We start from the raw sequence: 25538 nt of genomic DNA on the forward strand, positions 1-25538 counted from the left end.
CCGGTCGTGCGGGGCGGCCGGGCGGCCGTGCACGCGAGAAATCGTCACGGGCCAAAAAACTTATGCCCCTTATGGTTTCGATGACGTCGGATTGGTATCCCACGTTCCCGGCATCATCGGCATGCGCGGGCCATCGTCGGCGATCAGCGCACTCAGTCCCGCCGGTGCGGTGGCGGCCTTCGTGGGTATGGTTCCGGCGAACCCCATCGTCGGCGCGGGCCGATCCGAGGCCGTCGTCGAGGGCTCGGGTTCGAGATCCATGTATTCGTACCCGCGGCCGGGTTGGGTGGCCTTGACCCGTTGCCGGCGCCTCGTCGTCTCCTCTTCCTCCGGCTGTGCCACCGCCTCGGCCTCGACGATGTCCGCCGCGGCCGCCCTCCTCGCGCGGGCGCTGGTGCTCGCGGCCCTGCGCGCGTCCGCGGCCAGGCCACCGACCATGTAGCCGAGGCCCTGCATGGCGGCCGCCGGCGGCCCCGCCGGTGTGGGCGGTGGAGCCCCGGGCGCGGCCGGTGCGGGTGCGGCGGCCGGCGCGGAGGCCGGGGCCGGCGCGGGAGCCGGCGCCGGGGCCGGCGTGGGGGGCGGGGTGGGTGCCAGTGCCACCGGGACGAGCGCCGGGGCGGGGACGAACGGCACCACCGGGACCGCGTGCAGCCCCGCCAGACCCGTCAGGCCCGCCAAACCCCCCACCAGGGCGGGAACGACCACCGGAACCACGGCGACGGTCAGCAGCGGCACGATGAGCGGGATCAGCACGATCATCTGCTCGAGCAACGTCTTGATCAACGCGATGGTGTCGGTGATGATGGTGCCGATCACTTCGATGGTGGTGAACAGCAGGGTCCACGCGATCGTCGCGGGATTACCCGAGGCGAAGGCCGCCGCAAGATCCGCCGCGACGAAGCTGAACATTTGCGCCAGATAGCCGAAATACGAACCGAAATCCATCGGGTAGCCGAGGGCGAACGCGATGTTGAACGGGTTCAGGAAGCTCAATGGATTGCCGAGCGACGGCAGCCATGGGTCGAAACCGGAAAACAGCGACTGGAAGAACGGGTTGTTCATCAACTGGTCGATCAGCGGCTGGATGTATCTGTTGTAGAAATCGACGAACCCGGTCTGCTGCAACCAGTCCAGCCACTGGTTCTGCGTGTCCGGGGGATACGACGACTGTTCCGACGTGGCCGCCAGCGCGGTGGCCTTCATGACCTGCGGCGCCGGTTCGGTTGGCGGCGCGGCGGCCACCGCGGCGGTCGCCACGCCGTCGTAGGTGCTCATCACGGTGGCGGCCTGCACCCACATCCGCGCATAGTCGGCTTCGTTGACCGCGATCGGGATGGTGTTGATGCCAAAGAAATTCGTCGCCGTCAACGCGGCGTGGGCGGCGTGGTTGGCGGCCAACTCGGGTGGCGTCGGCATGGCCGCCAACGCCGCGGTGTAAGCGGCGGCGACGACGTCTTGCTGGGCGGCCATGGTCGCGCTGTCGGCGCTTGCCTGCACGAGCCACTCCAGATAGGGCGCATGCGCGGCCACGTATGCCACGACCGCAGGGCCGTCCCAGCTCCCGGCCTGTACGGCGCCCAACAACGCGGCCAGCTCGTGGGCCGACTCGGCATATTCCACGCTCAGCGAGCTCCACGTCGCCGCACCCGCCAGCAGCGGGCCGGGCCCCGGCCCGGCGCCGAGCAACGTCGAATGCACCTCCGGAGGCGAGGCCATCCAGACCGGGGCGGTCATCGATGGCTCCCGGCGGGCGTGACGAAATCCGTTGCCGCAACGGCTAATCGGATGGGATCGTGCCGGCCCGAGATACCAAGCTCTCGGTGGGCCCGCACCGGGGTGCGTGTGTCGGTGTGAAAGAAGTAGGCGCGGCAGCTGGGCGCCAGATCGGTGGCAGCGTTGACGGCCACCCATGCCGGACGAAACATGGACGTTGACAGCTCTCTCGGGGTACACCCGCCCCGGGTCGCAGGATGCGATGACGCGAGTGTCCTGGCTCTCGGATCGCTGCTCGCCTCGCCTTCCAGCTTTTCAGCCGTGGCCGTTGAGGGTCGCTCCCCGATGACAGTGGCGGGACCGCGCCGGATTCGCACCGGCTTCCTGCATCGTCATCACCTTACGAGGTGACATTGTTGCATCCACTCGGAGCAAATGTCGGCATACCGACCGAAGGCCGTTGGTGACGACCGCCATGTTCTTCCGCTAGCGGCGTTCCAGAATCCGTAGTCCCAGCGAGAACAGCAGCCGGACCTCGGGATCGGCCAGCGACGCCGACAGCACCTTCTCGATCCGCCGCATGCGGTAGCGAACCGTATTGGGATGCACCTGCAACGCCCGGGCGGCCGCGGCGATGTCGCCGAAGGCATCCAGGTAGGTCCGCAGGGTCTTGGCCAGCACCGGATCCTCGTCACCCAGCCGCACGATCCGCGGATCGATCAGGCGCTCGTCGCCACCGACCAGGGTCACGATTTCGTCGACCAGGACGGTGGTGCGCGCTTCGTCCAGCGACGTCACCTGCCCGAACGAAATGGGGTGGCGCTCAGCGCTGTCCAGCACCCGGTCCACCTCCAGGCGCGCCGCGGCAACCCCCGCCAGGCCCGCGACCGGCGCCGCGATGGCCGCCCGTAGCTGCACCCCGAGCTCGGTGCGCATGGCGCCGATGGTGCCGCGCACCCAGGAGGTGACCGACCGGCTCTGGGTCTGGGTCTGGGGCTGGGGGAGCAGCACGTAGGTTCGTGAACCGTTCGAGGCCACCTGGGCGTCGCGCCGGAAAGCGCTGGCGCTCAGTGCAATGATGTCGGCGAGCCGCGCATGACGGGCCGAACCGTCGGCCGCATCCCAACCGATCACGGCCGCGGTGCCCTCGGCGGCCAGACCGAGTTCGGCGGCAACCGCCGCCACGTCGGCGTGCGCAAGGCCTTCCGCCTCGGTGAAACCGAGAAGTTGTTGGACCCGACGGGCATGGATGGACGGCCGGGCCGCCAGCCGCCACATGATGCGGGCGGCCAGCACGGCGGCACCGCGCAACATGTCGTCGGCGTCGTCGGCCAGCGGCTGTGAGCCCTGCTGGACCCAGATGGTTCCGGCGAACGCCGGTGGTCGCCGGGCGTCGGCGGCGGGCTGGTGGATCCCGATGGCCAGCCGAGGCCGCAGCCCCAACTCGGGCCGCTCGGCGACGCGCACCACCTCGGTGCCCGATCGCAGCGCATCGAAGATGCCCCATTGGCCGATCCATTCGAGATGCTCGGGCGGCCCGGCCCTGCCCAGGATGGAGAGGCGGCGCAATTCGTCGGCTTCGGCGTTGGAGGCCGAATAGGCCAAGACGTGGGATTGCGCGTTTTCGATGCTGACCATGCCGTGGATGCGCTCGGCGAGCGACTGCGCCAGTCCGAACAAGTCGGTGCCCGAGTCGTCCATCGCGTCGGCGCGGTCGCCGTGATGTTCGAGGACGTGATTGACCAACTGGTAGAGGCGTTCCCACCGGGCGCGCGGATCGACGGCCACCACCGCCGAGCCCGCCGTGACGGCCGTGGACACCAGCGCGTCGGAGGGTTCTTTGACGAAGATGGCGACCGGCACGCGGTCGCGCGCCTGCCTGCTCATCCACCGCATCGCCTCGTCGTCGGCGACCCCCAACAGGAAGAAGACGTCGGCCGAGCCCGCCGCGGCCGCGAGCCCCAGGCGCACATCGTCGGAGTCGATCAGCGCCGCCGAAGCCACCGGGAGGTCCAGCCCCCGGGGGGCGTCGGCCAGGCTGACCAGCGTCGCGTCCAACGCGAGCAGCAGCTGACCCAGCCCCACACCGGTCATATTGTCCGATTTTACTACGAAGACGGGCGGGACCTGTCCGATCGGCTAATTCCATGCGGGGTCGCCGCGAGGATCCTGGCGGTATGGACGCGATAACCCAGGTCCCGACGCCGACCAACGAGCCAGTCCATGACTACGCGCCGCAATCGCCGGAACGCACCCGGCTGCGCGCCGAACTGACCGCGCTGGCCGATCACCCGATCGACCTCCCGCATGTCATCGGCGGCACCCACCGGATGGGCCATGGTGAGCGCATCGATGTCGTCCAGCCGCACCGGCACGCCGCGAGGCTGGGCACGTTGACCAACGCCGTACACGCCGACGCGACGGCGGCAATCGAGGCCGCGATGGCCGCGAAAAGCGGCTGGGCGGCAATGCCCTTCGATGAGCGGGCGGCGGTGTTCCTGCGCGCCGCCGACCTGCTGGCCGGGCCCTGGCGGGAGAAAGTCGCCGCCGCAACGATGCTCGGTCAATCCAAGTCGGCCTATCAGGCCGAGATCGACTCGCCGTGCGAGCAGATCGACTTCTGGCGATTCAACGTGGCGTTCGCACAACAGATCCTGGCGCAGCAGCCGATCAGTGGGCCCGGGGAGTGGAACCGCAGCGAATACCGCCCGCTGGACGGCTTCGTGTACGCGATCACGCCCTTCAACTTCACCTCCATCGCCGGCAATCTGCCGACCGCGCCGGCGCTGATGGGCAACACCGTGGTGTGGAAGCCGTCCATCACCCAGACGCTGTCGGCCTATCTGACCATGCAATTGCTCGAGGCGGCGGGGTTGCCGCCCGGGGTGATCAACCTGGTCACCGGCGACGGCTTCGCGGTTTCGGATATGGCGCTGGCCGATCGGCGGCTGGCAGGCATCCACTTCACCGGGTCGACGGCCACCTTCCAGCGGCTGTGGTACCAGGTGGGCACTAATATCGGCCACTACCGCAGCTATCCGCGACTGGTCGGCGAGACCGGTGGTAAGGACTTCGTCGTCGCCCATGCCTCGGCTCGCCCGGATGTGTTGTGTACGGCGCTGATTCGCGGGGCTTTCGACTACCAGGGGCAGAAATGCTCGGCGGCGTCGCGGGCCTTCATCGCGCAGTCGGTGTGGCGCCGAATGGGTGACGGCTTCCTGGGGGAGACGGCCGCGCTGCGCTACGGCGATGTCACCGATCTCACCAACTTCGGTGGCGCGCTGATTGACCGCCGCGCCTTCATCAAGAACGTCGACGCCATCGAGCGGGCGAAGGGCGCGCCGCACGTCACCATCGCCGTCGGCGGCGAATACGACGACCGCGAAGGCTATTTCGTGCGCCCGACGGTGTTGCTGTCCGATGACCCGACCGATGAGTCGTTCACCACCGAATACTTCGGTCCGCTGCTCTCGGTGCATGTGTACCCCGACGACGATTACGAACGGATCCTCGACGTCGTCGACAGCGGCTCGCGGTACGCGCTGACCGGCGCGGTCATCGCGGACGACCGGGACGCCGTGCTGGCCGCGCAGCACCGGCTGCGCTTTGCCGCCGGGAACTTCTACATCAACGACAAGCCGACCGGCGCGGTCGTCGGGCGTCAGCCGTTCGGGGGCTCGCGTGGCTCGGGCACCAACGACAAGGCCGGATCGATGTTGAACCTGTTGCGCTGGACGTCGGCTCGCACCATCAAGGAGACCTTCATCCCGGCTACCCAGCACACCTATCCGCATATGGGCGCCGACTGATGGCCGGACTGTTCGCCAGCACCCTGCGCCCGGTGATCCTGGCCGCCGGACGCGGCGAGGCATTGCGTCGCGCCGCCGAGCGCTTACCGGTCACCCGTCGGGTGGTGCGCCGCTTCGTTCCCGGGGAGACCATCGAGTCTGCCATGAATAGCGTTGCTGTGCTGCGTGATTCGGGCCGATACGTCAGTATCGACTGCCTGGGTGAGGACACCTCCGACGCCGACGACGCCGATGCGGCGGTGCAGACCTACCTGGATCTGATCGCAGAGTTGGGCCGCCCCGATGCCGGGCGTGACGGTGTCCGGCCGCTGGAAGTCTCGGTCAAGTTGACGGCGCTGGGGCAGGCGCTGGGGCGTGATGGGCACAAGATCGCGCGGGAGAACGCGTGGTCGATCTGTGACGCCGCCCAGCGCGCAGGCGTGTGGGTGACGGTGGATGCCGAGAACCACACCACCGCCGAGTCGACGCTTTCGATCGTGCGTGACCTGCGCGCCGAATTTCCTTGGCTGGGAGTGGCTTTGCAGGCCTACCTGCGGCGCACGCTGGGTGACTGCGAACAGTTCGCCGCAGCCGGGGCCAGGATCCGGTTGTGCAAGGGCGCCTATGACGAGCCCGTATCGGTGGCGTATCGAGATCCCGCCGAGGTCACCCATTCCTACCTGGAGTGCCTTCGGGTGTTGCTGGCCGGGTCCGGCTATCCGATGGTGGCCTCCCACGACCCGGCGATCTTCGACGCGGTCCCCGATTTGGTGCGTGAATCGGGCCGCGGCGCCGGTGAATTCGAATACCAGATGCTGTACGGCATTCGTGACGACGAGCAGCGACGGCTCGCCGAGGCCGGTAACCAGCTGCGGGTATATGTCCCCTTCGGCACCCGGTGGTACGCATACTTCATGCGGCGACTGGCCGAACGACCGGCCAACCTGGCGTTCTTTCTGCGGGCCCTGGCCCAGCGGGGTCACTGAGCGCGGCGTGGCCGCGGCCGGTCGCTGGCGAAGCCGCGCACCACATGGGCGCGAACGAACTCCGCCGCCACGTCGGGATCGTCCATATCCAGGGTCGAGGACGGCGTGCTGAAGAGCGAGAACAGGATGCGGGCGAACCACTCGCCGGCGGCATCGACGTCGAGATCCTTGCGCACCTCACCCGTGAGCCTGGCGGCCGAAAGGTAGGGGGCGAAGAATTCGACGCATTCGCGCAGCAGCACGGCGGCGTCCTTGGTGAGCAGCAGGCTGATCGCGTCTTCGTCGAAGTACTTCTCGGAAGCGATGACTCGTCGCGCCTGCGTGACGAACACCGCCGCCGAACACAGCTTGTCCTCCAGGCTGCTGCCCCGATCTATCGCCTTGGCCATCTCGCGATAGAAGCGCTCGGACGCGTGCTCGGCACACGCCTCCACGATCGCCGCCTTGTCGCTGAAGTATTCATAGATGGTGCTGCGGGACACGCCGGCCCGCTTGGCGATGTCGACGATGGTCGCCTTCTGCAATCCCTGCTTGCCGAAACACGCGAACGCGGACTCCACGATGAGCTCGCGGGTGGAGGTCTCCTGATGGGAGACAGAAGCCTGAGTCGTCACGGAATCAACGCCCCCCGAGGGACCAGCCCGGCGTCGGCCGAGGCGAACGCGGCGTTGACGTCGGCCAAATGGAACGGCTTGGGCATCAGCCGCTCGAACGGAAAACCGGTGTGTTGCAGGAACGATAGGCCGGTGGCCAGGGTGGCCGGGTCGTAGAGCATCACGCCGCGCACGGATTTGTTGCCGTAGACCAACGCGCTCGGGTCGAGCTCGAAGGTGCGTCCCATGCCGACGTTGCCGACCTCGAGCAACGTCCCGCCGTTGTTGAGGAACCCGATCCCCTCCGGGATGACGCCCGGTACGCCGACGACCTCGAGCACCCAGTCGGCACCGACGCCCTCGGTGTGCTTGTGTACCTGCTCGGTGACCTGTGCGGTCGAGATTCCGCCGGCGTCGATGCAGTGGGTGGCGCCGAAATCGGCCGCGACATCGAGGCGTTCGGCGATCTTGTCGATGACGATGACCGCGGCGGCACCCGCCGTCCGCGCGACCGCCGCGGCGTTGATGCCCAGTCCGCCGGCGCCCTGGATGACGACGGTGTCACCGAGCCGGACATCGCGCAGCGCGAATAACACCTGAGCCAGTGCGCAATTCAACGGGGCGACGGCCTCGTCGGGTAGGTCCTGGGGCACCTTATAGAGGGGTTGTCGCCGGCTGGTGTAGTAGTACTCGCCGTAGGCGGCGACGAAGTGCGGGGCCTGCTCGTGGGTGCGGTATTCCCCGGCCATCAGGTTCTGGCACGCGTACGACCGTCCCCGCGCACACGCGTGACAACGGCCGCAGAACCAGAAGTACGGTGCCACAACACGATCGCCGATCGTCAGCGGCTGACCGGTCGCGTCGGTGGTCAGTCCCTCACCCAGTTCGGCGATCTCGCCGACCATTTCGTGGCCCATGGCGAACGGGCATGGTAGCGGCAGTTCACCGCGAAAGATGTGCAGGTCGGACCCGCAGATGCCGGCCATCCGCAGCCGCAGCGCCGCGGTGCCCGGTGCCGGTGTGGACAGCGGGAATTCGGCCAGCTCAATGGGCCCGCCGTGGGCGGTCAGGAGCGCGAGCCTCGGCATGATGGGTCCCCTCAGCCGGCCGGTGCGAGGATCAGACCACTGGTCGGCACGCCGGTTCCGGAGGTGACCAGCACATGCTCGACGTTGTCGACCTGGTTGTACGAGGTGCCGCGCACCTGGCGCACCCCTTCGGTGATGCCGTTCATACCGTGGATGTACGCCTCGCCCAGCAGGCCGCCATTGGTGTTGATCGGAAAATCACCACCCAGCGACAACCGCTCAACGGTGGCGAAGTCCTTGGCCTCCCCGCGCCCGCAGAATCCGAGCTCCTCGAGCTGAGTGAACACGAACGGCGTGAAATGGTCGTAGATGAACGCGGTTTGGATGTCTTGCGGCTTGAGGCCGGAATCGCGCCACAGTTGGCGCGCCACCACCTGCATCTCGGGGAGCCCGGTGATGTCGTCGCGGTAGTAGCTGGTCATCATCTCGCCGTTGTGGGCGGCTCCCTGCGCGGCCGCGGTGATGATGGCCGGGGGCTGCCGCAGGTCCCGGGCGCGTTCCGCACTGGTGACGACGAGCGCGACACCGCCATCGCTCTCCTGGCAGCAATCCAGCAGCCGCAGTACCGGTTCCACGATCCAGCGCGAATTCTGGTGATCTTCCAACGTGATCGGGCGCTCGTAGAACCAGGCATCGGGGTTGGTCGCCGCGTGCTTGCGGTCGACGACCGCGATCCGGCCGAAGTCCTCATTGGTGACCCCGTACGTCGACATGTAGCGCTGGGCGTGCAGGGCCACCCAGGCCGCGGGAGTGAGCAGTCCGAACGGCGCGTAGTGCGCCATGAACACCGGTGTTTCCGCCATGCTGCGTCCGCTGCCGCCGAACCGGAAGCCGGAACGTTCGTTGAAGGCACGCCAGCACACCACCACGTCGGCGACGCCGGTGGCGACCGCCATCGCCGCGTGCACCACGGTGCCGGCGGCGGCGCCGCCGCCGTGGTGCACGCGGGAAAAGAAGCTCAGGTCGCCGATGCCCACGTTGCGGGCGATGTCGATCTCATCGCTGGAATCCATGGTGAACGTGACCATGCCGTCGACGTCCCCGGGCGTCAGGCCGGCGTCGTCCAGTGCGGCGCTGACCGCCTCGCATGCCAATTGCAGTTCGCTGCGCCCGGATTCCTTGGAGAACTCGGTCTGGCCGATCCCGACGATGGCCGCGGCTCCCGGCAGCGTCCTGCTCATGCGCCGGAACCGTCGAACAGGCTGAGCACCGCGCTGCCGGAAACGTGGTCGCCGAGGCTGTTGGCGCCCGTCAAGCTCACCTCGACGAAGTTCTCGCCTCCCACGCCTTCACTCTTGCCGGTGACGCTGCCCGTGAAGCGCAGCGGATCATCGGGAAAGCACGGCACGCCCAGGCGGATCGACAGGTTCTTGACCATCGCTTCGGGCCCCGCCCAGTCGGTGAGGAAGCGCACGCAGTAGCCGTTGGTGGTCAAGATGTTCATGAACAAGTTCGGCGAGCCCTGCTTCTTGGCGTAGTCACGGTCGTGATGCACCGGCATGAAGTCACGGGTGGCGATCGCGCCGGCGACGATCATCGTGGTGGTGATCGGGATTTCGAGCGGCGTGACCTCGTCTCCCACCGCGATGTCGCGCCAACGCAGGGTTTTCTTAGACGGGGAAGTCCGGCCGGCGGTGGTCGTCATGAGAGTCCTTCCGAATAGGTTGCGCCAAGGTGGGCCAGTTGCGCGGCAGCCGGGCCGAGGGTGAGCTCGTTGTGCTTGGCCCACAGGAAATAGCGGTGCAGGGGATAGGTGATATCGATTCCGATGCCGCCGTGCACGTGCTGGGCGGTGGCGGCGACACGGGCGCCGGCCTCGGCCGCCCAGAATTTCGCGATTCGGGCGGCTCGGCGGGCCTCGTCCAAGGGCCTTCCTCGCGCGATCAACCATGCCGCCTGCCAGGTGGTCCACCGGATCGCCTCGACATCGATGAATGCATCGGCCATCCGCTGCTGCACGGCCTGGAAGCTGCCGATCGGACGGCCGAACTGCTCACGGCCCGTGGTGTATTCGGCGGCGATGCGCAGAGCGCGCTCGGCGACACCGAGCTGGATCGCGCACAGTGCGACCAGCGCGCGCGTGTACAACGATTCGACCAGACCGGTGCCGACGATCTTGTCCGCCTCGGAAATGGTTGCGCCATCGAGAAATACGTCCGCGTGTGGTTCACGATTGGTGGTCGCCACCGGGCGAATCTCGACGCCATCGGCGTCGCGGCCCAGCAGGAACACGCCCACGTCACCGTCGGCAGTGGTGGCCGGAATCAGCATGGTGTCGGCGAGCTGGGCGGCCGGCACCAGCTCTTTGGCGCCATCGAGGCGCCAGCGCGGTCCGTCGCGGCGGGCGGTGGTGGCCGGGCGCGCCGGGTCGGAGCGGCCGGGTTCGGCCAATCCGGCTGTCAGGATGTGGGTTCCGGCGACCACGCCGGGCAGGAACCGCTGTTGCTGTTCGTGGTTGCCGTGCCGCGCGATCGGGTCGGAACCCAGCACCAGCGTCGCGTAGGCCGGCACCGGTGCCACGCTGAAGCCGACCTCGGCCAGCAACACCCCGAGCTCCAGGAAGCCACCGCCGTTACCGCCCACCGACTCGGGCAGCGCGGTGCCCAGCAGGTCGGCGGCCGCGAGCTCGCTCCAGAGCGCGTCGTCGTAGCGGATATCGCCGGCCTCCATCTCGGTCAGGCGTTCGGGTGTGGCTCGGCGCTCGAACAGGTCGCGGGCGAGTTTGGCGATCGTCTCTTGCTCTTCGGTGAAGGTGAAGTCCATGATTCAAGCGCTCGGCCGGAACTGGTGCAGCACCAGGTCGTCATCGAAGGTCTGGTAGTAAATCTCCACGGGCATTCCGGGTGTCACCTCGCTCGGGTCGATGCCGGTCAGGTTGGACACCAGTCGCACCCCCTCCTCGAGTTCCACCAGCGCAACGACGTAGGGGTAGTCGAAAAAAGGGAACTGGGGCTCGTGCGGCAGCACGTAGCTGTAGACGGTGCCGCGGCCCGACGACTCGATCGCCTCCCAGTCCAGCGAACGGCAGTTGGGGCACATGGGGCGAGGCGGGTGACGCAGCTGCCCGCATCCACCGCAGCGCTGGATCAGGAGCTTGTTCTCCCGCAATCCATTCCAGAAGAACTCGGTGTCCGGCGTGATCGCCGGCGCCAAACGGGCCGCCATCAGTTTTCCGGCCTGAATCGCAGCACCCGGAATCGTTGTCGGCCCAGCACTTCGCCGTTCTGGTCGGTGTAGGTCGTCAGCCAGGTCAGGAAGAAGCCGGTGCCCAGCGCCGTCTTCTTCTCGTCGGAGACCGACTCGTAGACCGTCGTCGCGCTGATCACGTCGCCCAGGCGCGGGTAACGTTCGATCTCGAACTCCGAGTTGGTCGCCACCGTGCTGGTGTAGCCGGCCTCGTCGAGGAATGCCGTTGGGTTGCTGTGGATCTCGATAGGCGCCCCGCCTCGTTCCCCGATCCCTTCCAGTTTCGGCGACGGCATCGTCCAGGTCTGCAGCATCACCGGCGGCGACACGATGCCGCCGAAGCGTGACGTGGCGGCGAACTCCGGGTCGAGGTAAACGGGGTTCATGTCGGCCATGGCATACGCCCAGTGCCGGATCATCGGCTGATTCACCGGGTCCGGCGCCAGTGACGGTTTTCCGGTGCCGCCGGTCGGCTGACCGACGAGGGCCCGCACCTTGGCGCTGACGGTCTCTGAGTCAATCACGTGGTTCTGTCCTCCTGACTATGTCGCGGCCCGAAGGTCGCGGGGGGCGCGGGGCATGCCCAACCCGGCCATGGCGATGATGTCACGTTGGATTTCGTTGGCCCCGCCTCCGAAGGTGTTGATGACGGCCTGCCGGTAGGCGGATTCCAGCGCGCCACGCAGCGGCGCGTCGGCGCCGCGCCGCACCCCGTTGCCGTCCAGCACCTCGAGCAGCTGGCGGGCGACCTGCCCGGTGAGCTCGGTGCCGAACACCTTCGCCGCCGACGCTTCCCCCATGCTGAGGACCCCCTTCGTCATCGCCGCATTCACCCGCAGATTGACGAGTTTGTATGCGGCGACTTGGGCTTCGACCCGGGCCAGAGCCAGCCGCACCCACGGCTGGTCGATGACACGACCATCGTCGAGCTCGGTCGTGGTGGCCCAGTCCAGGGTCTTCTCGAACAGCGGCTCGAGCGCGCCCAGATTGCCCAGGGCGGCGCGTTCGAAGTTCAACTGCGTGGTGATCAGCTGCCAGCCCTGGTTCTCGCCACCCACCAGCGCGCTGACCGGGACCCGGACGTCGTCGTAGAACGTGTAGAACGTCGAGACGCCCGGCATGGTGTGCAGCGGCTGCCAGGAGAATCCGGGTGACGAGGTCGGCACGATGAGGATCGAAATGCCCTTGTGCTTCTTGGCATCCGGATCGGTCCGAACGGCCAGCCAGATGTAATCGGCGTAGGCCGCACCGCTGGTGAACATCTTCTGGCCGTTGATCACATACTCGTCACCGTCGCGGACGGCCGTGGTGCGCACCGAGGCGAGGTCGCTGCCCGCGGCCGGCTCGGAGTAACCGATGGCGAACTCGACGCTGCCGTCGAGAATCGCCGGCAAAAACGCCTGCTTCTGCTCTTCGGTGCCGTAGTGCATCAACGTCGGCCCGACGGTATTGAGTGTCACCAGCGGGATGGGAGCGCTGGCCCGGCGCGCCTCTTCGGAGAAGATGAATTGCTCGATCGCCGAGAACCCCTGCCCACCATATTCTTTGGGCCACCCAACCCCCAGCAGGTTGGCCGCGGCCAAAGCGCGGACGCATTCGCGCACCGCGGGGCCGCCCTCCATGTGCTCGCTGACTGCGGCGACGCGTTCGGGCGTCATCACCTTTTCCAGGGTCGCGCGCATCCCGGCGCGTAACCGTTCTTGTTCCGGCGTGTATTCGAGGTCCATCGGCTCAGGCTCCCAGCCGAACCGGCATGCGCTTGACCCCGGGTACCATGGTAGCCCGCATCCGGTCCACCTCGCCCACCAGCTCCAGCCGCGGGAAGCGGCGCAGCAGCTCCTCAAACAGCACCGTCGCCTCCAGGCGCGCCAATTGTGCTCCCACACAGGAGTGTTCGCCACAGCCGAAGGCGATGTGCGGGTTTGGGTGGCGGGTGATCCTGAACTCCTCGGAGTCGGGGCCGAAGATGTCTTCATCCCGGTTGGCCGACCCGTAGAGCATCACCACCACCTCGCCGGCGCGGATCTGCTGACCGCGGATCTCGACGTCGGCCGTCGCGGTGCGCGCCATGTGCACCACGGGGCTGTTCCAGCGCAACATCTCCTCGACGGCGAGCGGGATTTGCGCGGGATCCTCGATGAGCAAACAACATTGGTCGGGGTGCGCGATCAGCGCCAGGGTGCCCAACGCAATCAGATTGCGGGTGGTTTCGTTGCCGGCCACCAGCAGCAGGAAGGCGAAGTTGAGCAGGTCTTCGTCGGTCAGCCGGTGCTCATCGATCTCGGCTTCGGCCAGCACCGACAGCAGGTCGTCGCGCGGTTGGGCGCGGCGGGCGGCGATCAGCTTCTGGAAGTATTCGAAGAGCTGTCCCATGGCCACGAACGAGTCGAGTTCGATTTCGGGGTCGGCGGTTCCGGTGGCCGCGTCCGACCACGCCCGGAATTGCTCCCAGTCGTCGGGCGGGGCACCGAGCAGTTCGGCGATCATCCGGGTGGGCAGCGGCGCCGCGATCTCTTCGGCGAACTCGTGCACCGAACCGGGTTCGATGCCGTCGAGAATGCCGCGGACGATCTCGCGGATCTTCGGCTCGAGCACGGCCACCCGTCGCCGGGTGAAGCCCGAGTTGATCAGCTTGCGCAGCTGGCGGTGTCGCGGTGGGTCGCTGAAGATGAGGTTGCCCTCCTGCACCGGGCTGGGCATCGCCGGGTCCGGGATGGTGATTCCCTTCGTCGAAGAGAAGAGCGCGGGGTTGCTCGACACGTACCGGATGTCCTCGTACTTCAACAGCGCCCAGAAGTTGGTGACGTCGTTCCAGCACACCGGCCGCGTGGCGCGCAGCTCCCGGTAGGCGGGGTAGGGGTCGCCCGCGTAGAAGTCGGGGGAGTGCAACGGGAATTCCGGCGAGCGCAGCGGCGGATGAGTTCGCACGGCAAGCCCCTCTCGCAGGACACCCGATCCGACAGATTAGGGCAATCTGTCTTGTGGAATGTGTCTACTCGGACCCCAGCGCACTGTCAATACGAAGCCAAAATACTTGAATAGCTTGGAATTCACGTGCTTGATGATTGACGGGAAAGTGACCGGGGTGTACACCAAGTGATCAGATGACCGGAGGAAGCACATGGCCGATTCACAGGCGCTAGTCGAGACCTATGAGCTCTACATCGATGGGAACTGGGTCGAGCCGCAGGACGGCCGATACGACGACCTCTCCCCGTCCACCGAAACCGTCATCGCCACCGCACCCGACGCGAGCGTCGCCCAGGTCGGTGACGCGATCGCCGCCGCCCGCCGAGCCTTCGACAGCGGACCCTGGCGGACCATGAGCGCCGAGCAGCGCGCCGGGTGCCTGGGTCAGCTGGGCGACGCCCTGATGAAGCACGCCGACGACTTCTTCGCACTGTCCCAGGCGGAGTGGGGCTGCATCGCCAACGAACGCATCATGCAGATCGACGGCGCCGGCTTCATGTCCCTGCACGCCGCGCAGCTCGCCACCGAGCTGACCGACCAAGAGGTCACCGGCATGGGCGCCGGAACCACGTTGTTGCGTCATGCGCCGCTGGGTGTCGTATCGGTGCTGACGCCGTGGAACTTCCCGCACTGTCTCAACGTGATGAAGTTGAATCATGCTCTGGCCGCGGGCAATACCGTCGTGCTCAAACCCTCGCCGCTGACCCCGCTGGCAGGCCTGGCGCTCGCGCGAATCATCGACGAACACACCGATATCCCGCCCGGCGTGGTCAACGTCGTCACCCCGTCCGGCGTCGAGGCGGCCAAATTGCTGACCACCGATCCGCGCATCGACATGGTGAGCTTCACCGGCAGCTCGGTCGTCGGCCGCCAGGTCATGTCCGCCGCCGGCGACACGATGAAGCGGATCCTGCTCGAGCTCGGCGGCAAGTCCGCGAGCATCGTCCTCGACGACGCGCAGGTCACCGACGAAATGCTGCAGCAGATGCTGTTCGACTGCTGCTCGCTGCACGCCGGACAGGCCTGCATCCTGCACAGCCGGCTGCTATTGCCCGATTCGCTGCACGACGACGTCGTCGACCGGCTCGCCGCGTTGGCCCGCGAGGTCAAGGTGGGCGATCCCACCGATCCCGAGGTGCAGATGGGTCCGCTGATCAGTGCGGCGCAACGGGATCGGGTCGAGGCGCATGTCGCCGGTGCGCTCGACGACGGGGCGACGCTGGTGACCGGCGGTGGCCGCCCGGCCGGATTGGACGTCGGCTTCTACTTCGAGCCGACGATTCTGTCCGACGTGGAGCCGAATTCGACCATCGCGCAAGAGGAAGTGTTCGGCCCGGTGTTGACGGTGCTGCGTTACCGCGACGACGACGACGCGGTCGCCATCGCGAACAACTCGCGATACGGCCTCTCCGGTGCGGTGTGGGGCGGCGACGTGGACCGTGCCGTCGGCGTGGCGCGCCGCATCCGTACCGGCCAGATCGCGGTCAACGGCTGCGGCCCCGGCGGAGCGCCGTTCGGCGGCTTCAAGCTCAGCGGCTTGGGCCGTGAGGGCGGGGGAATCGCCGGAATACACCAGTACATGGAGCCGATGGCCATCGGAGTTCCCGCGTGACGGGACCCCTTGCGGGGCTCCACGTCGTCGAAATCGCAAGCGAGATCTCCGGTCCCTACGCCGCCAAGCTCCTGGTGGACCTGGGCGCCGAGGTCATCAAAATCGAGCCGCCCGCCGGCGACCCGCTGCGACGGTGGGGACCGTTCCCCTCAGGCGTCGCCGACCCGCATCGCTGCGGCTTGTTCGAGTATCTCAACGCCGGCAAACGCGGTGCCACACTTGATCTCTCGACAACACGTGACCTCGCGGTCGCCCGCGAGCTTATTGGGCAGGCGCACCTGCTGGTAGAGGATCTCGTGCCCGGGACGCTGCGGGGATGGGGACTCGACCTCGACAACCTGCAGCACCTCAACCCAAACCTGGTGCTGCTGCGCATCTCTGCGTTCGGTCAATCGGGGCCGTGGCATCGTCGGCAGGCCACACCGCTGACGCTGCAGGCGGCATCGGGCTGGATCAGCTCCCGGGATCCGCAGCGCCCGCCGGTTCAGGTCGGCGCCCGGATCGCCGAGTACGTCGCGGGCGGCTACGGCGCGCTGGGCGCGCTGACCGCGTTGCGGCTGCGGCCGTGCGGGCGGATCAGGGAAGTGGATGTCTCGCAGTTGGAATCGTTGTTGTCGACGCTGCCCTATCCGATGTTGATGGCACAGCGGATGCGACGGCTCGGCTTGCCCGCCAACCTGCGATCGGGGCCCATGCTGGGCGTCGTGCGTGCCGCCGACGGCTGGGTGGGAATCAACTGTCTTACAGGCCAGCACTGGCTCGACGTGTGCGCGATGCTCGGTCTGCCCGAATTCGCCGAACACCAACTCGCGATCATGATGGGCGGTCCGCAGCGCGACGAATTCTTCGCCAGGGCCGGGGCGTGGCTGGCCGGCCAGACCGTCGCCGAGATCGTGGAACTCGGTCAGGCGCTGCGGATTCCGGCCGCCCCGGTCAACGACGGCGCCACCGTGCTCGACTGTCCGCAATACGCCACCCGCGGATTCTTCGTGGCGGCCGGTGGGCCCGGATGGTCGTTTCAGCGCCCCGGCCCGCCATTCAGGCTATCGAAAACCCCTGTGGCACAGCCATATCGGGCGCCTCACCTGGGAACGCGTGCCCGGTCCTGGACGGGTGGCGGCCAGTCGCTTTCGGCCGCAGCGGCATCGCTGCCCTTCGCCGGGCTGCGGGTGCTCGACCTGACCACGTTTTGGGCCGGGGCGTATCTGACGTGCTACCTCGGCGCGTTCGGCGCCGATATCGTCAAGGTCGAGTCGATCCAGCGGCCCGACGGTCACCGCTACTCGGGGGCATTCGCCTACGAGGGCGACGACTGGTATGAGCGCAGCCCCATCTGGCAGGGCACCAACCTCAACAAGCGCGACCTCACCCTCGACCTGACGTCGCAACGCGGCCTGGACATCGCCCGAAAGTTGGCCGCGCAGGCCGACATCGTGGTGGAGAACTTCTCGCCGCGCGTGGTCGAACAGTTCGGCCTCGACTACGACTCCCTGGTGGCGCTGAAGCCGGACGTCATCGTGGTCCGCATGCCGGGATACGGCCTGCGGGGCCCGTGGCGCGACTACGTCGGCTGGGCCCTGAACTTCGAGCAGACCTCCGGAATGTCGGCGATCACCGGCTATCCCGACGGCCCGCCGTGCAACCCGCAGGGGCCCGCGGATCCGATCGTCGGCGTGCACGCCGGCGTCGCGCTGCTGGCCGCCCTCGAGCACCGCACCCGCACCGGGGTCGGGCAACTGATCGAGATCGCCCAGGTCGAAGTCGCCGCCTGTGTCACCGCCGAGCCGGTGATCGAATACTCGATGAACGGCGCGGTGCGGCCGCGCGAGGGCAACCGCCGGCGCGGCTATCTCCAAGGCGTCTACCCGACCGCCGACGACGAGGTGTGGGTGGCGCTGTCCGTGCCCGATCAGCCAATCGACCACGACGCGTTCGACGAGATGGTCGCCCGGTGGACCCGCACGCAGACCGCCGCGTCTGTCATGGAAGCCCTTCACGCACAAGGGATCCCGGCCGAGCGCGTGATTACCGGAGACCAGATGTATGAGATCGCCCAGCTCGACGCCCGCGACTACTACGAGGAGCTCGAACATCCCGTAACCGGGCCGCACCGCTACCCCGGCTGGCCGTTTCGCATCACGCCCGGACCGCACCGCCACCACCGCAGCGCCCCGCCGACGCTTGGCCAGCACAACGACGAGATCCTGGGCGAGCTGGGTTTGTCCGGGGCTGAAGTGACCGACCTGCGTCACCAGCGGGTCATCGGTGAGCGGGTGCTCAACGCGTAACTGCGCTTTGGTAAACCGTGCACGACATGCCAAGCTGCTCGCCATGGCCATCGAGATCGCCCGCCCCAAACTCGAGGGAAACGTCGCCGTCGGTGAAGACCGCCAGATCGGCTTCGCCGAATTCGGGGACCCGCAGGGCCGCGCGGTCTTCTGGCTGCACGGCACCCCCGGCGCCCGCCGCCAGATTCCCACCGAAGCGCGCCTCTACGCCGAAACCAACAAGATCCGGCTGATCGGGCTGGACCGTCCCGGGATCGGCTCGTCGACACCCCATCGGTACGAGAACATCCGGGCTTTCGCCGACGACCTGCGGACCATCGCGGACACGCTCGGCATCGACAAAATGGCCGTCATCGGCCTGTCCGGCGGCGGTCCGTACGCGCTCGCGTCGGCCGCGGTCCTGCCCGACCGGGTCGTGGCGGCCGGCGTGCTCGGCGGTGTCGCACCGTTCCTCGGCGACGAGGGGATCACCAGCGGTCTGATGAACCTGGGCAAGCGGGTGGCGCCGCTGCTGCGGCTGGGCGGTGACCCGCTGCGGATCGGCGCCAGCCTGGTGGTCCGGGCGATCCGACCGGTCGCGAATACCGCGCTGTATCTGTACGCGGCGGTATCGCCCGAGGCCGATCGGCGCCTGCTCACCCGCCCCGAGTTCGGAGCCATGTTCCTCGACGACCTGCTCAACGGCAGCCGCAAGCAGCTGGCGGCCCCCTTCAACGACATCATCCTGTTCACCCGGGACTGGGGATTCCGGCTCGACGAGGTCAGGGTCCCGGTCCGCTGGTGGCACGGCGACAGTGACCACATCGTGCCGTTCGCCCATGGCGAGCACGTGGTGTCCCTGCTGCCCGACTGCGAGCTGTTCGTGCTGCCCGGCGAAAGCCACCTCGCCGGGCTGGGTCGCGGCGAGGAGATCCTGTCCACCCTGATCAAGATCTGGGACGAGCAGAACTGACCCTTCGGGCTCCGGGTAGCCTGCTGACGTGCTGCTGGCGTCCCTTGATCCCTCGGTCGTAACCGCCACCGATATCGACGATGCGGTGCGCATCGACGGCACCGTGCTCAGCCGCAGCGACCTGGTCGGTGCCGCCACCTCGGTGGCCGAGCGGGTGGGCGGCGCGGGCCGGGTCGCCATCCTGGCCGCCCCGACCGCCGAGACGGTGCTGGCGGTCACCGGGTGCCTGATCGCCGGAGTGCCCTTCGTCCCGGTGCCCGCCGACGTCGGCGCGGCCGAACGCCACCACATGCTCACCGATTCCGGAGCGCACGCCTGGCTTGGGGCGGCTCCGGACAAGCCCGAAGGGCTGCCGCACATCCCGGTCCGCTTGCACGCCCGCTCCTGGCACCGCTACCCCGAGCCGTCGCCCGACGCCACCGCGATGATCATCTACACCTCCGGCACCACTGGGCTGCCCAAAGGGGTGGTACTGAGCCGGCGAGCGATCGCCGCCGACCTGGACGCGCTCGCGCAAGCCTGGCAATGGACAGCCGACGACGTCTTGGTGCACGGGTTGCCGCTCTTCCACGTCCACGGCCTGGTGTTGGGCCTGCTCGGCTCGCTGCGGATCGGAAATCGCTTCATCCACACCGGAAAGCCGACGCCGGCGGGCTACGCCCACGCCCGCACCGACTTCGGCGGCACGCTGTTTTTCGGCGTGCCGACGGTGTGGTCGCGGGTGGTGGCCGACGAGGCGGCCGCCCGGGCGCTGGGCCCGGCGCGGCTTTTGGTCTCGGGAAGCGCAGCGCTGCCGGTTCCGGTGTTCGACCGGTTGGCGGCGTTGACCGGGCATCAGCCCGTCGAACGCTACGGCGCCTCGGAATCGCTGATCACCATTTCGACGCGGGCCGACGGCGAGCGGCGCCCGGGGTGGGTGGGTCTGCCGCTCGCCGGGGTGCAGACCCGGGTGCTCGATGACGACGGCGGGCCGGTGCCGCACGACGGGGAAACCGTCGGGAAGCTCCACGTTCGCGGTCCGATGATGTTCGACGGCTACCTGAATCGACCGGACGCCACCGCCGAGGCGTTCGACGCCGACGGCTGGTACCGCACCGGTGACGTCGCGGTCATCGACGCCGCGGGGATGCACCGCATCGTGGGGCGCGAGTCGGTCGATCTGATCAAGTCCGGTGGCTACCGCATCGGCGCGGGCGAGATCGAGACGGTGCTGCTCGGGCATCCGGGCGTGCAGGAGGCCGCGGTGGTGGGGATGCCCGATGCGGACCTGGGGCAGCGCATCGTCGCGTACATCGTCGGAGCGGCGGAGCTGAGCGCCGACGAACTGATCGACTATGTCGCGCAACAACTTTCGGTGCACAAGCGGCCGCGTGAGGTGCGCGTCGTCGACGCGCTGCCCCGCAATGCCATGGGCAAGGTCCTCAAGAAGCAGCTGCTGTCCGAGGGCTGAGCGTCGTTCCGCGCGGGCGTAACCACACTGCGAAACCCAGCTCGATTCTTCGCAGTCGCGATACGCTCGCGGTCCAACGGGCGGCAGGTACCGTCGTAAAAGTGCAAGGACGGAACCGACCACCGGGTGGCGCCGCCACGACCGTCGTGATCGGGCCCACGCCGATGAGGCGGATCGCGGCCGCCTGTTTCGTCGGCTCGGCGATCGAGTTCTACGACTTCCTCATCTACGGCACCGCGGCGGCGCTGGTGTTCCCGACGGTGTTCTTCCCGCACCTGAGCACTGCCGGCGCCACGATTGCCTCGATGGGAACGTTTGCGACGGCGTTTTTGTCCCGGCCCCTCGGCGCGGCCGTGTTCGGATACTTCGGGGACCGGCTGGGGCGCAAGAAGACCCTGGTCTCCACGCTGCTGATCATGGGCCTGTCGACGGTGTGCGTGGGCCTGATCCCCAGCTCCGGGGCGATCGGTGCCGCGGCGCCGCTGATCTTGGTGGCGCTTCGGCTGTTGCAGGGGTTCGCCGTCGGCGGCGAATGGGCGGGCTCGGCGTTGCTGAGCGCCGAATACGCGCCGGCCGACCAGCGTGGCCGCTACGGCGTGTTCACGTTGCTGGGTGGCGGCACCGCGGCCGTGCTGAGCAGCGCAACCTTTCTCGGGGTGAACGTCACCGTCGGTGAAGGCAGTCCGGCGTTTCTGCAGTGGGGCTGGCGGGTGCCTTTCCTGCTCAGCGCGGTGTTGGTCGCGCTCGCCCTGTATGTGCGCCTGAACATCGAGGAGACCCCGGTGTTCGCGGAGGAGAAGGCGCGTGAGCTGATACCCAAAACACCGCTCGCGGAGCTGCTGCGCCTGCAACGCCGTGAGATCGCGCTGGCCGCGGGCAGCATCCTCGGCGCGTTGGGGTTCATCTACATGGCCAACACCTACCTGGCGATGTACGCGCACTCCCACCTGGGGTATTCGCGCAACTTCATCTGGTTCGTCGGCGCGCTGGGCGGGCTCGCAAGCATGACGTTCATGGTGACCTCGGCCGTTCTGTGCGACCGGCTCGGGCGCCGTCGCATCATGCTGGTGGGGTGGACGTGTTGTCTGCTGTGGTCATTTCTGGTGATGCCGCTGTTGGATACGGGCCAACCGGTCCTTTATGCGGTGGCGATCGTCGGGATGTGCACAGTCGCGGCGATCGGCTCCGGCCCGACGGCGGCGTTCATCCCCGAGCTGTTCGCCACCCGCTACCGCTACAGCGGAACCGCGCTGGCGCAAAACCTCGCCGGCATCGTTGGTAGCGCGTCGCCGCCGCTGGTCGCCGGGGCCCTGCTGGTGACCTACGGCAGCTGGGCGATCGGGCTCATGCTGGCGGCCCTCACGTCGGTCAGCGTGGTGTGCACCTATCTACTGCCCGAAACCAACGGCACGGCGCTTTGATCCTCAGTTGGCGTGCAGGTCCTCGTTGAGGGCAATGCCCTGGCCGCCGCGGGCCACCACCTCGACTGCCCCGCTCAGCGAATTGCGCCGGAACAACAGGTTGTTGCCGCCGGAGAACTCGCGCGCCTTCATCTCTTTACCCTCGGGCGTGATGACCTTGGTGCCCGCGGTGACATAGAGGCCGGCCTCCACGACGCAGTCGTCGCCCAGTGAGATGCCCAGGCCCGCGTTGGCGCCGAGCAGGCAACGCTTGCCGATCGAAATGACTTCGGTGCCACCGCCGGACAGCGTGCCCATGATCGAGGCCCCACCACCGATATCGGAGCCGTCGCCCACCACCACGCCGGCCGAGATGCGACCCTCCACCATCGACGCCCCCAGCGTGCCGGCGTTGTAGTTGACAAAGCCTTCGTGCATCACCGTCGTGCCCGGGGCCAGATGGGCACCGAGCCGCACCCGGTCGGCGTCGGCGATGCGCACCCCGGTCGGCAACACGTAGTCGACCATCCGCGGGAACTTGTCGACGCCGTAAACCGTCACCGGCCCGTGGCGGCGCAGCCGGGCGCGGACAGCCTCGAACCCCTCGACGGCGCAGGGCCCGCGATTAGTCCACACCACATTGGTTAATACCCCGAACAAGCCGCCGGCGTTCAGCCCGTGCGGCGCCACCAACCGGTGCGACAGTAGATGCAGCCGTAGGTAGGCGTCGTAGGCGTCGGCGGCCACGTCGTCCAGCGAGCCGATGACCGTGCGCACGGCGACGGTCTCGGTGCCGCGGTCGTCGTCCCGGCCGATCAGTGCGGTCAGTTCGGGCGGGACGTCGGACAGCACGAGTCGCGACGTGGCACCGGTGCCCGATTCGGCCAGTTCCGGTGCGGGAAACCATGTGTCGAGGATCGACCCGTCGGCGGCCAGCGTCGCCAGGCCTATCCCTTCGGCACCTGCTGCTCTTGTCACGGCGGTCAGGGTACTTGCCGGCCTGCGCCGCGGGTCCGTCGCCCCGGTGGGGGGGACGCGCGAAACGCCGCGATCAGCTGCGCTTTTGTGGGCCGACACACCGGGGCGACGGACCGTCCGCGCGGCCGCATATGAAAAGCTGACCCGCGCAACGTGACTCGGCCCTCGCTGCGCATCCGCTGCATCGTGCGTTTCTAGGTCAGCCGTCTTGCCAGGTCAACCGCGTGAACCTTGCCGTTTCGGGGTACCTCGCTCCCGGGATCGGCTGGTCATGTCCTGGGCGTTGCGCAGAGCCAACGTCGCGGGTCCGCAAGGGGCCGGCTCGTTTAGAGAAGGAGAAAACCATGTCCTTTGTCACCACTCGGCCCGATGCGCTGATGGCCGCGGCGAGCGTGCTCGAAGCGCTCGGCTCGTCGATGGACGCGCAGAACGCCGCCGCAGCAGCGCCGACCACGAGCATCGCTCCGGCGGCCGCCGACGAAGTCTCCGCGCTGCAGGCCGCACAGTTTTCCGCCTACGGCGTCTTATACCAGCAGGTCAGCAGGCAGGCGAGCGCGATCCACCAGACGATGGTGAAGAACCTGAATACCAGCGCCGGTTCCTATGGCGCGACGGAAACCGCGAACAGGATGACAACCAGCGCCGCAACGTTGCAGGCAATCACCCCCAACGCCGCACCGGGCGCGGCGGCCGCCGCGCCGCCCGCGGGAACCACCAGCCTCGGGACCGGGATCGGGTGGGGGCAGAGCGTCGGCGCCGCGGCGTCGGACTTCATCACCTTGGGCGAGGGGCAATTCGCTCCCGTCCCCGGCGCGGCCGGGATCCCCAATTTCACCGGGGGTCTCACCTCAGCGACCGCGCCCGCGCCGGCGGCGCCCGCGGCCGTGGGTGCGGCGCCGGTGCTGGCGAGCATGGGTCGCGGGCCGTCGATCGGCGCGTTGTCGGTGCCACCCAGCTGGGCGGCGGGTGGTGTTCCGTCGGTGAACCCGGCCCCGGCGCAGCTGGTCGGCGCGGGCTTCACCAGCGCCGCACCCCACGGCGCGCCGGTGACCGCCGTGCCGGGCGGCCTGCCCTCGATGGCCACCGCCGGACGCGGCGGCTACGGCCTCGGTGTGCCGCGCTACGGCGTCAAGCCCACCGTGATGCCCAAGCCGGCCATCTAGCACCCACCGGACATCAGCACAGAACAGGAGTGACGCAATGACTTTCGACTTCGGAGCACTTCCCCCCGAGATTAACTCCCTCCGCATGTACACCGGCGCGGGAGCCGGGCCGATGATGGCCGCCGCGGCGGCGTTCAGCGCCCTCGCCGACGAATTGGCCACGACGGCCTCCGCCAGCCAGTCGGCGATCTCGAACCTGACCGGCGAGGAGTGGATCGGCCCCTCCTCGGTCGCGATGGCCACCGCCGTCGAGCCATACCTGGCGTGGATGCACACCACCGCCGCCCAGCTGCAGCAGGCGGCCTCCCAGGCCATGGCCTCGGCGGCGGCCTATGAGGCGGCCTTCGCGATGACGGTGCCGCCCCCGCTGATCGCGGCCAACAGGGCCCAGCTCGCGGCCCTGACCGCGACGAACGTCCTGGGGCAGAACACCGCGGCGATCGCGGCCACCGAGGCGCAGTACGGCGAAATGTGGGCCCAGGATGCCGCCGCCATGTATGGGTACGCGGCGGCGTCCGCGACCGCGGGCAGGCTGAGCCCGTTGACCTCGCCGGCGCCGACCAACCAGCCGGGTGGGCTGGGCGCGCAGTCCATGGCCGTCTCCCGGGCGATGGCCACGAGCACCCAGACGAGCGCCCTCCAGCAGGTCGTGTCCAGCGCCCCTACCGCGACGTCGCTTTTGGCGGCCCCGCTGGATCCGCCGGCGGGGCTGAGCGGGCTGGACAGTTTCCTCGGCAACCCGGTGGTGAACAACATCGGCAACGCCGGTTTCGACGTGGTGTCCTGGAACGTGTTCAACACCATCGTGTCCAACATCCTCTACAACCACACCCTCGATGCGGCGGCTGCTTCCGGCTTGGCCAGCGATGTGGGAGGCGCGGTCGGCGGCGGTACCTTGCTGGGCGCCACGGCCCCGGTGAGCACGGCGGCCGTCGGGGCCGCGCCGGTGCTGGCGAGCATGGGCTCGGCCGCTCCGGTCGGCGGCCTGTCGACGCCGGTCGCCTGGTCCGCGGCCACACCCACGGCCCCCGCCGCGACGCCCGCGGGCTCGGGGTGGGTCGCACCCACCGAAGAGGCGCACACGACGTGGGCGACCGGTATGCCGGCGGTCGCCTCGGCCGGGCGCGGCGGCTATGGCATGGGGCCGCGTTACGGCGTCAAGCCCACGGTGATGCCCACGCGGTTGCTCGTGTAGTCGCTGCGCCCGGCTCCGCCGCGCTGGCGGTCGCACTGATGTTGTGTGGTGGCGACCCGCTGCGCCCGGCTCCGCCGCGCTGGCGGTCGCACTGATGTTGTGTGGTGGCGACCCGCTGCGCCCGGCTCCGCCGCGCTGGCGGTCGCACTGATGTTGTGTGGTGGTGACCCGCTGCG

Annotated in this window: 21 protein-coding genes and 1 riboswitch; of the genes, 9 read left to right on the top strand and 12 right to left on the bottom strand. The window is 68.3% G+C overall.

Annotation, left to right across the window (positions count from 1 at the left end; translation table 11 throughout):
- Nucleotides 1-69 precede the first annotated feature (69 nt).
- Both EPN51_RS07365 and EPN51_RS07370 read right to left on the bottom strand, forming a co-directional pair.
- A complete protein-coding gene (locus EPN51_RS07365) occupies nucleotides 70-1734 on the bottom strand; it encodes a PPE family protein (protein WP_293039358.1) in 1665 nt (554 codons plus the stop codon).
- A gap of 227 nt (nucleotides 1735-1961) precedes the next feature.
- A riboswitch (cobalamin riboswitch) is annotated at nucleotides 1962-2144 on the bottom strand.
- 55 nt (nucleotides 2145-2199) lie between these two features.
- Complete coding sequence (locus EPN51_RS07370; protein WP_293039361.1) at nucleotides 2200-3807, bottom strand: helix-turn-helix domain-containing protein; 1608 nt, start codon at nucleotides 3805-3807, stop codon at nucleotides 2200-2202.
- 83 nt (nucleotides 3808-3890) lie between these two features.
- On the opposite strand from EPN51_RS07370, the gene pruA reads away from it, so the two are divergent.
- Together pruA and EPN51_RS07380 are read left to right on the top strand one after the other, a co-directional pair.
- Complete coding sequence (gene pruA / locus EPN51_RS07375) at nucleotides 3891-5522, top strand: L-glutamate gamma-semialdehyde dehydrogenase (RefSeq protein ID WP_293039364.1); 1632 nt, start codon at nucleotides 3891-3893, stop codon at nucleotides 5520-5522.
- Nucleotides 5522-6487: a proline dehydrogenase family protein gene (locus EPN51_RS07380; RefSeq protein WP_293039367.1), complete on the top strand. Its 966-nt coding sequence runs from the start codon at nucleotides 5522-5524 to the stop codon at nucleotides 6485-6487. Before pruA ends, EPN51_RS07380 begins: the two co-directional genes overlap by 1 nt.
- Here the strand turns inward: EPN51_RS07380 and EPN51_RS07385 are convergent.
- From EPN51_RS07385 to EPN51_RS07425, 9 genes are read right to left on the bottom strand one after another with little or no spacing between them, the layout of a single operon-like run.
- The gene (locus tag EPN51_RS07385) at nucleotides 6481-7101 is read right to left on the bottom strand and encodes a TetR/AcrR family transcriptional regulator (RefSeq protein ID WP_293039370.1); all 621 of its coding nucleotides are present in this window, start codon (nucleotides 7099-7101) and stop codon (nucleotides 6481-6483) included. The two genes, EPN51_RS07380 and EPN51_RS07385, sit on opposite strands and share 7 nt — an antisense overlap.
- Nucleotides 7098-8168 carry a zinc-binding dehydrogenase gene (locus tag EPN51_RS07390; protein ID WP_293039373.1) on the bottom strand — a complete coding sequence of 357 codons (1071 nt, stop codon included), beginning with the start codon at nucleotides 8166-8168 and terminating at the stop codon, nucleotides 7098-7100. The genes EPN51_RS07385 and EPN51_RS07390 overlap by 4 nt, the downstream gene beginning before the upstream one ends.
- A gap of 11 nt (nucleotides 8169-8179) precedes the next feature.
- Nucleotides 8180-9349, bottom strand: coding sequence for a lipid-transfer protein (locus EPN51_RS07395; RefSeq protein ID WP_293039376.1), 1170 nt, complete (start codon nucleotides 9347-9349; stop codon nucleotides 8180-8182).
- Nucleotides 9346-9813, bottom strand: a complete 468-nt coding sequence (locus EPN51_RS07400) for a MaoC family dehydratase (protein WP_293039379.1) — start codon at nucleotides 9811-9813, stop codon at nucleotides 9346-9348. The genes EPN51_RS07395 and EPN51_RS07400 overlap by 4 nt, the downstream gene beginning before the upstream one ends.
- The gene (locus EPN51_RS07405; RefSeq protein ID WP_293039382.1) at nucleotides 9810-10931 is read right to left on the bottom strand and encodes an acyl-CoA dehydrogenase family protein; all 1122 of its coding nucleotides are present in this window, start codon (nucleotides 10929-10931) and stop codon (nucleotides 9810-9812) included. The genes EPN51_RS07400 and EPN51_RS07405 overlap by 4 nt, the downstream gene beginning before the upstream one ends.
- A 3-nt stretch (nucleotides 10932-10934) precedes the next feature.
- Entirely contained in the window at nucleotides 10935-11333 is a 399-nt protein-coding gene (locus EPN51_RS07410) for a Zn-ribbon domain-containing OB-fold protein (RefSeq protein WP_293039385.1), read from the bottom strand.
- Entirely contained in the window at nucleotides 11333-11878 is a 546-nt protein-coding gene (locus EPN51_RS07415; protein WP_293039388.1) for a MaoC family dehydratase N-terminal domain-containing protein, read from the bottom strand. The genes EPN51_RS07410 and EPN51_RS07415 overlap by 1 nt, the downstream gene beginning before the upstream one ends.
- Nucleotides 11879-11896: 18 nt before the next feature.
- Nucleotides 11897-13081: an acyl-CoA dehydrogenase family protein gene (locus tag EPN51_RS07420; RefSeq protein ID WP_293039390.1), complete on the bottom strand. Its 1185-nt coding sequence runs from the start codon at nucleotides 13079-13081 to the stop codon at nucleotides 11897-11899.
- A 4-nt stretch (nucleotides 13082-13085) separates the two neighbouring features.
- Nucleotides 13086-14282 carry a cytochrome P450 gene (locus EPN51_RS07425; RefSeq protein WP_293039393.1) on the bottom strand — a complete coding sequence of 399 codons (1197 nt, stop codon included), beginning with the start codon at nucleotides 14280-14282 and terminating at the stop codon, nucleotides 13086-13088.
- 193 nt (nucleotides 14283-14475) lie between these two features.
- On the opposite strand from EPN51_RS07425, the gene EPN51_RS07430 reads away from it, so the two are divergent.
- From EPN51_RS07430 to EPN51_RS07450, 5 genes are all read left to right on the top strand, one after another.
- Nucleotides 14476-15936: an aldehyde dehydrogenase family protein gene (locus EPN51_RS07430; RefSeq protein WP_293039396.1), complete on the top strand. Its 1461-nt coding sequence runs from the start codon at nucleotides 14476-14478 to the stop codon at nucleotides 15934-15936.
- Nucleotides 15933-18224, top strand: a complete 2292-nt coding sequence (locus EPN51_RS07435) for a CoA transferase (RefSeq protein ID WP_293039399.1) — start codon at nucleotides 15933-15935, stop codon at nucleotides 18222-18224. Before EPN51_RS07430 ends, EPN51_RS07435 begins: the two co-directional genes overlap by 4 nt.
- A gap of 43 nt (nucleotides 18225-18267) precedes the next feature.
- Nucleotides 18268-19176 (top strand): alpha/beta hydrolase, encoded by a 909-nt coding sequence (locus tag EPN51_RS07440; protein WP_293039402.1) that lies wholly within the window; start codon nucleotides 18268-18270, stop codon nucleotides 19174-19176.
- Nucleotides 19177-19204: 28 nt separating this feature from the next.
- The gene (locus EPN51_RS07445) at nucleotides 19205-20626 is read left to right on the top strand and encodes an acyl-CoA synthetase (RefSeq protein WP_293039405.1); all 1422 of its coding nucleotides are present in this window, start codon (nucleotides 19205-19207) and stop codon (nucleotides 20624-20626) included.
- Nucleotides 20627-20790: 164 nt separating this feature from the next.
- Nucleotides 20791-22047, top strand: a complete 1257-nt coding sequence (locus EPN51_RS07450) for an MFS transporter (protein WP_293039764.1) — start codon at nucleotides 20791-20793, stop codon at nucleotides 22045-22047.
- Nucleotides 22048-22050: 3 nt separating this feature from the next.
- Here the strand turns inward: EPN51_RS07450 and dapD are convergent, their stop codons facing one another.
- Nucleotides 22051-23004 carry a 2,3,4,5-tetrahydropyridine-2,6-dicarboxylate N-succinyltransferase gene (gene dapD, locus EPN51_RS07455; RefSeq protein WP_293039408.1) on the bottom strand — a complete coding sequence of 318 codons (954 nt, stop codon included), beginning with the start codon at nucleotides 23002-23004 and terminating at the stop codon, nucleotides 22051-22053.
- A gap of 344 nt (nucleotides 23005-23348) precedes the next feature.
- Here dapD and EPN51_RS07460 point away from each other — a divergent pair, with 344 nt between their 5' ends.
- Complete coding sequence (locus EPN51_RS07460; protein ID WP_293039411.1) at nucleotides 23349-24167, top strand: PE domain-containing protein; 819 nt, start codon at nucleotides 23349-23351, stop codon at nucleotides 24165-24167.
- Between the two features lie 37 nt (nucleotides 24168-24204).
- Entirely contained in the window at nucleotides 24205-25362 is a 1158-nt protein-coding gene (locus tag EPN51_RS07465; protein ID WP_293039414.1) for a PPE family protein, read from the top strand.
- The last annotated feature ends 176 nt before the right edge of the window (nucleotides 25363-25538 follow it).

Origin of the sequence: Mycobacterium sp. (assembly GCF_004298145.1) — a bacterium.
GTDB lineage: Bacteria > Actinomycetota > Actinomycetes > Mycobacteriales > Mycobacteriaceae > Mycobacterium.

Bases quoted from the DNA above. Each gene is read 5' to 3' on its own strand.
- EPN51_RS07395 (WP_293039376.1), bottom strand. From the start codon at position 9,349: ATGAGCAGGACGCTGCCGGGAGCCGCGGCCATCGTCGGGATCGGCCAG.
- EPN51_RS07380 (WP_293039367.1), top strand. From the start codon at position 5,522: ATGGCCGGACTGTTCGCCAGCACCCTGCGCCCGGTGATCCTGGCCGCC.
- EPN51_RS07450 (WP_293039764.1), top strand. From the start codon at position 20,791: ATGAGGCGGATCGCGGCCGCCTGTTTCGTCGGCTCGGCGATCGAGTTC.
- EPN51_RS07460 (WP_293039411.1), top strand. From the start codon at position 23,349: ATGTCCTTTGTCACCACTCGGCCCGATGCGCTGATGGCCGCGGCGAGC.
- EPN51_RS07430 (WP_293039396.1), top strand. From the start codon at position 14,476: ATGGCCGATTCACAGGCGCTAGTCGAGACCTATGAGCTCTACATCGAT.
- EPN51_RS07420 (WP_293039390.1), bottom strand. From the start codon at position 13,081: ATGGACCTCGAATACACGCCGGAACAAGAACGGTTACGCGCCGGGATG.
- EPN51_RS07370 (WP_293039361.1), bottom strand. From the start codon at position 3,807: ATGACCGGTGTGGGGCTGGGTCAGCTGCTGCTCGCGTTGGACGCGACG.
- EPN51_RS07400 (WP_293039379.1), bottom strand. From the start codon at position 9,813: ATGACGACCACCGCCGGCCGGACTTCCCCGTCTAAGAAAACCCTGCGT.
- EPN51_RS07440 (WP_293039402.1), top strand. From the start codon at position 18,268: ATGGCCATCGAGATCGCCCGCCCCAAACTCGAGGGAAACGTCGCCGTC.
- pruA (WP_293039364.1), top strand. From the start codon at position 3,891: ATGGACGCGATAACCCAGGTCCCGACGCCGACCAACGAGCCAGTCCAT.
- EPN51_RS07465 (WP_293039414.1), top strand. From the start codon at position 24,205: ATGACTTTCGACTTCGGAGCACTTCCCCCCGAGATTAACTCCCTCCGC.
- EPN51_RS07390 (WP_293039373.1), bottom strand. From the start codon at position 8,168: ATGCCGAGGCTCGCGCTCCTGACCGCCCACGGCGGGCCCATTGAGCTG.
- EPN51_RS07410 (WP_293039385.1), bottom strand. From the start codon at position 11,333: ATGGCGGCCCGTTTGGCGCCGGCGATCACGCCGGACACCGAGTTCTTC.
- EPN51_RS07365 (WP_293039358.1), bottom strand. From the start codon at position 1,734: ATGACCGCCCCGGTCTGGATGGCCTCGCCTCCGGAGGTGCATTCGACG.
- EPN51_RS07405 (WP_293039382.1), bottom strand. From the start codon at position 10,931: ATGGACTTCACCTTCACCGAAGAGCAAGAGACGATCGCCAAACTCGCC.